The organism is Caldisericota bacterium, assembly GCA_034717215.1.
Taxonomy (GTDB): Bacteria; Caldisericota; Caldisericia; order Caldisericales; family Caldisericaceae; genus UBA646.
Genome location: JAYELD010000145.1, coordinates 1 through 5,197, shown reverse-complemented (window position 1 = coordinate 5,197; position 5,197 = coordinate 1). Strand labels below are relative to the sequence as shown.

The following is a 5,197-nucleotide window of genomic DNA, read 5'->3' as shown; positions in this document are numbered from 1 at the left end:
AGATATTACAAAAGATCCTGGCAGAAAATTTAAGTAAATATTATTACTTGACAACTCTGCTTTTTTTGTTATAATCGTTCTATAATTTAGTGAGGAGATATTATGAGGAGAAGAATTTTATTTGCAGTTATTGCGCTTTTGTTTATTGTTCCTATCTTTACCGGTTGTACTGGTGGAAATGGGTCTCAAGAAGGTGTTACTCAGGGAAGAGAAGTAGCTCCGGATTTTTCCTGGCAGACCTTAGATGGAGAAATTGTGCATCTTTCGGACCTTAAAGGGAAAGTTGTTTTTCTCGATTTTTGGTCAATCGGATGTGGCCCATGTCGTTTGACAATTCCACATGTTGAAGCAATACATAATAAGTACAAGGATAAGGGTGTTGTGGTAATTGGAATTAATATGGATGCAGCATCTAAGAGGCAGGAAGTGGCGGAATTCATAAAAGAAAACGAGATGACGTATTTCGTTGTCAGTGATGCTAAGGGCAATGTTGTGTCATTATATGGCGTGACGAGCATTCCGAGATTTTTTCTTGTAGATAAGGACGGAAAAATTGCTTCTATGAAAATTGGCAATATTCCCAATTTGGAAGAACTTATCGTAAGTGAAATTGACAAACTTTTAGAGGAATAGGAGGATATTTGTATGGAAGTTAATGAGATTGATTTTAAACAGGAAATACTTGATTCCAAAATACCGGTTCTTATAGATTTTGGGCAGATTGGTGTGCACCATGCAAAATGATTACACCGGTAGTAATGGAAATTGCGAAAGAAAATGAAGGAAAGCTCAAAGTTGTTAAAGTTAATGTCGATGAAAATCAAAATCTTGCTATACAATACGAAATTATGAGCATTCCTACACTTGCCATTTTTGTTGATGGAGCAGTTGTTGATAAAATAATTGGAGCTGTACCAAAAAGAACCATTCTAACAAAGATAGAGAAATATATTTCTAGTAATTAGTCGCATTAAGGCTGCTATGCTTGTAGCAGCCTTTTATTTTTCTCTGAGTTTTTCAATTGCTGATTTTACTAATTCAAAAGGATTTTCAAAAAAATAATTACCCATTACAAGTATGTCTGCTCCTGCTTTTATTACTGTTTCTGCTGTTTCGTCATTTATTCCGCCATCGACTGAGATTTGAAAGTTTAATTTTTTTGATTCTTTTGTTTTTCGAGCTTTTTCTATTTTTGTTAGCGAGGAATTTATAAATTTTTGACCCGAGAATCCAGGTTCAACACTCATTATTAGAAGCACATCTATTTGCGAGAGCAAGTGTTCTATTTTATCGAGATTTGTTGATGGTTTAATGGATATTCCTGGTTTTATGCCAAGTTCTTTTATTTTATTAATTAATGCCATGGGGTCGCGGGTTTGCTCTATATGGAATGTGATATAATTTGCACCGGCATCTTTGAACTGGGAGAAAAAATTTTCAGGATTATCAATCATAAGGTGTACATCAAATGGAAGGTTAGTGGTTTTTCGCAACTTTTTTACGACACCGGGGCCGATTGAAATGTTTGGCACAAAATGTCCATCCATAACATCTAAATGCACCTGGCTGTCTGGTATTTTATAAATTTTTTCTATCTCTTTTGTAAGGCACGCGAAATCAGCTGCCAAAATCGAAGGCGCGACGGTGAATTTCATTTTGATATTTTTAGCCTTATTTCCGTGCCACGGCTAACCTTTAATCCTGGCATAGGATATTGGTAAAGAACCATTCCTTTTGTTCCTTTTGCAATATCTGTTTCTTCAATTATTTCAATTTGGAAACCTTCATCAAGAAGGAGTTTTGTTGCATCTTCAACATCCATTCCGACAACATTGGGGACTATGACAAACGTGCCAATGCTTGCAACCATTTTTATGCTGCCATATGGCGGCAATATACTCCCTGCAGCTGGGTGTTGCGAAAGTATTGTCCCTACTGGGGAATTATCCTCTTTGTCTGTAATCTCACCAATTGCTAAGCCTATACTTTTCAGTATGGATATTGCTTCCTCAAGGTTTTTCCCGGTAAGATCGGGTACTGTGATGTTTAGCGAACCATTGCTTATTACTGCTTTGACTATTGTTTCTCTTCTTACTTCTTCGCCATTTTCTGGCGCTTGCGAAATAATATGGTCTAGTGGTATTGTGTCATTGAATTCTGAATCAGTTATTTCTAATATTAATCCGTGATTTGCTAGCTCTTTTTCAGCATCATCCAATTTAAAGCCAATAATGTTGGGGACTTTAACTATTTTAATTTCTGCATTGGTGCTGCAACCAAAATTTATTAAGATAAGTGATGCTATTAATATTCCTATGAGTATCTTTTTCATACGTATATTCTATTATTTTTTTAGAAGATTTGCAACATCTACATAAAATTATATACTAAATATATGAAAAAGATTGTAGCATATCCGGGTACATTTGACCCGATCACAAACGGGCACCTGGATATAATAAAGCGAGGAGCGGATTTATTTGATAAGCTTGTTGTTTTTGTTGCAGAGAACAACGAAAAGCATCCATTGTTTACGTTGAATGAACGGATTGAAATGGCGCAGTGTCTTGCAAAAGAATTTAATAATGTTTCTGTAATGCCGCTTGAGGGTCTCTTGACGTCTTGCTTAAAAGAAAATAATATTAAAGTTGTCCTGAGGGGGTTACGCACTATGTCTGATTTTGAGTACGAGTTTCAAATGGCTCTTATAAACAAAAAGCTCTATCCTGATTTAGAAACTGTGTTAATAATGAGCAGCAGTGAGTTTGTGTTTTTAAGTTCAAGTCTGGTGAGGGAAATTGCACTTTTAGGCGGTGATGTTTCTAAATTTGTTCCACCTTGTGTAGAAAAAAGGCTTAAAAGGAGGTTAGTAAACAATGGAAAATGACTCTGTATTTAAAGAGATTGAGCTGTTAGAGCAGATGTTAAAATCAGGAAAGACAATACCGTTTTCCAACTTGGTCGCCGTAGATAAAGATTTATTTATTTCTAAGATTGATCGCATTCGCGAATTACTTCCGGAAGAAGTAAAAGAAGCATATCTTGTTTCCAAACGGAAAAGTGCAATTTTAACCCAAGCAAATGAGGAGAGAGATAGAATCCTTGAAAGCGCAATGGTGAGGCGCGATGAAATTGTTCAAGATTCAGATGTTCTGGAAGAAGCGAAAAAGGAGAAGGCAAAAATACTGGACGAAGCGCGAACAGAGGCAGAAAAAATGCAGAAAGATGCCGAGGATTATGTTTTTAAACTTTTGGCAAAGACTCAGACTATTTTACAAAAAGCACAATCTGTGCTAGAAGAGGGCAAGGAAGGATTGAAGCATGAAGGTCCCGATAGTGAGCATTCGGAATAAGATTGTAGAAATCCACGAGAAATTGTTGGATATCGACTTCGGTAACAATAGAACAATTGTTTTGCCCATTTTGTTAACAGGGCAGATGGTTGGTAATCCAACTACAGATAAGACACATTTCAATGGATGTATTACGGCAAAGCTAATATTAGTTTGTGTACAGTGTTTGAAAAAATTTAAAGAAGCATTTGATATAAGTTTCGAAGAAACATATTTACCTAAAAACAAGAATAAAGTGAGTATGTCAGAGGAAAAATCTATAGAAAATCTAGATATATTTGTTTATCACGGCGACTGCATTGATACAGTAAAAATTGTCAAGGACATTTTACTAAAAGCGATTCTTCCCTACCCTCTTTGCCAGAAGTGTAGGGCGCTTGATAATTCTTAAATATCTTTTATATTCTTCTTAAAAAATGAGGAGGTGATTCCCATAATTTGGGTAGATGATGTATATAAATGAAGCTAAAGATTACATAGGGAAAGAAGTAACCATCAAGGGTTGGGTGTATAATTTGCGGTCAAGCGGCAAAATTTTATTTATTTTATTGAGGGATGGAACAGGGTTTATACAATGTGTGATGGTAAAAAATGAAGTTGAGGACGAAACATTTACCATGGCAAAAGCACTTACTCAAGAAACTTCTGTCATTGCAAGAGGAACGATTCGAGAAGATCAAAGATCTCCTAATGGCTGCGAGGTGACATTAAAAGAAATTGAAATAATACAACTTACCAGAGATTATTCTATAACACCGAAAGAACACGGTGTAGGGTTTTTAATGGAACATCGACACCTGTGGCTCAGGTCAAAGAGACAATGGGCAATTTTGAGGATCAGGCACCAAATTGAAAAAGCGTTTCGAGATTTTTTTGATAATAGAGACTTTACACTTGTGGATGCTCCTATTCTTACGCCAAATGCTTGTGAAGGTTCTACTACGCTATTTCAAACAGATTATTTTGGTAAGCCAGCTTTTCTCTCGCAGAGTGGCCAGCTTTATATGGAGGCAGCAGCGATGGCACTAGGGAAGGTGTATTGCTTTGGGCCTACTTTCCGTGCCGAAAAATCTAAAACTAGGAGACATCTTACGGAATTCTGGATGCTTGAGCCTGAGATTGCTTATATCACATTTGAAGAGAATATGAGGCTTCAAGAAGACATGATTGCATATGTGATAAGAGATGTGCTTAAAAATAGAAAAAATGAACTCGATATTATAGAGAGAGACACTTCCTTACTGGAGAAGATCGAGCCACCCTTTCCAAAAATATATTATAAAGAGGCACTTGAAATTTTGAAAAAGCATGGGAAGATAGTTGAGTGGGGTGATGACTTTGGTGGAGAAGAAGAAACAATACTTGCAGACACATTTAATAAACCTGTATTTGTGCATCATTTTCCTGCTGGCGCAAAGGCTTTTTATATGAAGCCCGATCCCGAGGAGCCAAATACTGTTCTTGCTGCTGATTTATTAGCCCCTGAGGGATATGGCGAAATTATTGGTGGTAGCCAGAGAATAGATAATTATGACTTAATGTTTGAAAAAATTCGAGAAGATAACCTTTCAGATGAAGATTATAGGTGGTATCTCGATCTGCGAAAATATGGATCTGTGCCGCATGGAGGATTTGGCATAGGTATTGAGAGAACTGTTGCCTGGATTGCTAAACTTCCACACGTGCGTGAAACAATACCTTTCCCAAGATTGCTTGGTAAAATATATCCGTGATTGAACAGAAATCTATTGCAGCTTTAACTGATATTAAAAAAGAGAAGATCCATCGGATGTACCTTCTCTTTGGAGAAAAAAGCTCTTACGCTTATCTCAAATTTCAGATTG

Annotated in this window: 7 protein-coding genes and 1 pseudogene; 6 read left to right on the top strand and 2 right to left on the bottom strand. The window is 36.5% G+C overall.

The window, feature by feature from the left end; genetic code table 11:
• Positions 1 to 102: 102 nt before the first annotated feature.
• Positions 103 to 633 carry a TlpA disulfide reductase family protein gene (locus U9Q18_06110; GenBank protein MEA3313930.1) on the top strand — a complete coding sequence of 177 codons (531 nt, stop codon included), beginning with the start codon at positions 103 to 105 and terminating at the stop codon, positions 631 to 633.
• A gap of 12 nt (positions 634 to 645) precedes the next feature.
• Positions 646 to 965 (top strand): annotated as a pseudogene (trxA, locus tag U9Q18_06105) (thioredoxin).
• Positions 966 to 998: 33 nt separating this feature from the next.
• On the opposite strand, the gene rpe reads toward trxA, so the two are convergent.
• Positions 999 to 1,655: a ribulose-phosphate 3-epimerase gene (gene rpe / locus U9Q18_06100; GenBank protein MEA3313929.1), complete on the bottom strand. Its 657-nt coding sequence runs from the start codon at positions 1,653 to 1,655 to the stop codon at positions 999 to 1,001.
• Entirely contained in the window at positions 1,652 to 2,332 is a 681-nt protein-coding gene (locus U9Q18_06095; GenBank protein ID MEA3313928.1) for a PASTA domain-containing protein, read from the bottom strand. Before U9Q18_06095 ends, rpe begins: the two co-directional genes overlap by 4 nt.
• A 63-nt stretch (positions 2,333 to 2,395) precedes the next feature.
• On the opposite strand from U9Q18_06095, the gene coaD reads away from it, so the two are divergent.
• From coaD to asnS, 4 genes are read left to right on the top strand one after another with little or no spacing between them, the layout of a single operon-like run.
• Positions 2,396 to 2,887, top strand: a complete 492-nt coding sequence (coaD, locus tag U9Q18_06090; protein MEA3313927.1) for a pantetheine-phosphate adenylyltransferase — start codon at positions 2,396 to 2,398, stop codon at positions 2,885 to 2,887.
• Complete coding sequence (locus U9Q18_06085) at positions 2,877 to 3,353, top strand: hypothetical protein (GenBank protein MEA3313926.1); 477 nt, start codon at positions 2,877 to 2,879, stop codon at positions 3,351 to 3,353. Before coaD ends, U9Q18_06085 begins: the two co-directional genes overlap by 11 nt.
• Positions 3,337 to 3,744, top strand: a complete 408-nt coding sequence (locus tag U9Q18_06080) for a YceD family protein (GenBank protein MEA3313925.1) — start codon at positions 3,337 to 3,339, stop codon at positions 3,742 to 3,744. The genes U9Q18_06085 and U9Q18_06080 overlap by 17 nt, the downstream gene beginning before the upstream one ends.
• 58 nt (positions 3,745 to 3,802) lie before the next feature.
• Entirely contained in the window at positions 3,803 to 5,086 is a 1,284-nt protein-coding gene (gene asnS / locus U9Q18_06075; GenBank protein ID MEA3313924.1) for an asparagine--tRNA ligase, read from the top strand.
• Positions 5,087 to 5,197: the final 111 nt, after the last annotated feature.

Coding starts and splice junctions, on each gene's coding strand:
- U9Q18_06110 (MEA3313930.1), top strand. CDS start 103: ATGAGGAGAAGAATTTTATTTGCAGTTATTGCGCTTTTGTTTATTGTT.
- rpe (MEA3313929.1), bottom strand. CDS start 1,655: ATGAAATTCACCGTCGCGCCTTCGATTTTGGCAGCTGATTTCGCGTGC.
- U9Q18_06095 (MEA3313928.1), bottom strand. CDS start 2,332: ATGAAAAAGATACTCATAGGAATATTAATAGCATCACTTATCTTAATA.
- coaD (MEA3313927.1), top strand. CDS start 2,396: ATGAAAAAGATTGTAGCATATCCGGGTACATTTGACCCGATCACAAAC.
- U9Q18_06085 (MEA3313926.1), top strand. CDS start 2,877: ATGGAAAATGACTCTGTATTTAAAGAGATTGAGCTGTTAGAGCAGATG.
- asnS (MEA3313924.1), top strand. CDS start 3,803: ATGTATATAAATGAAGCTAAAGATTACATAGGGAAAGAAGTAACCATC.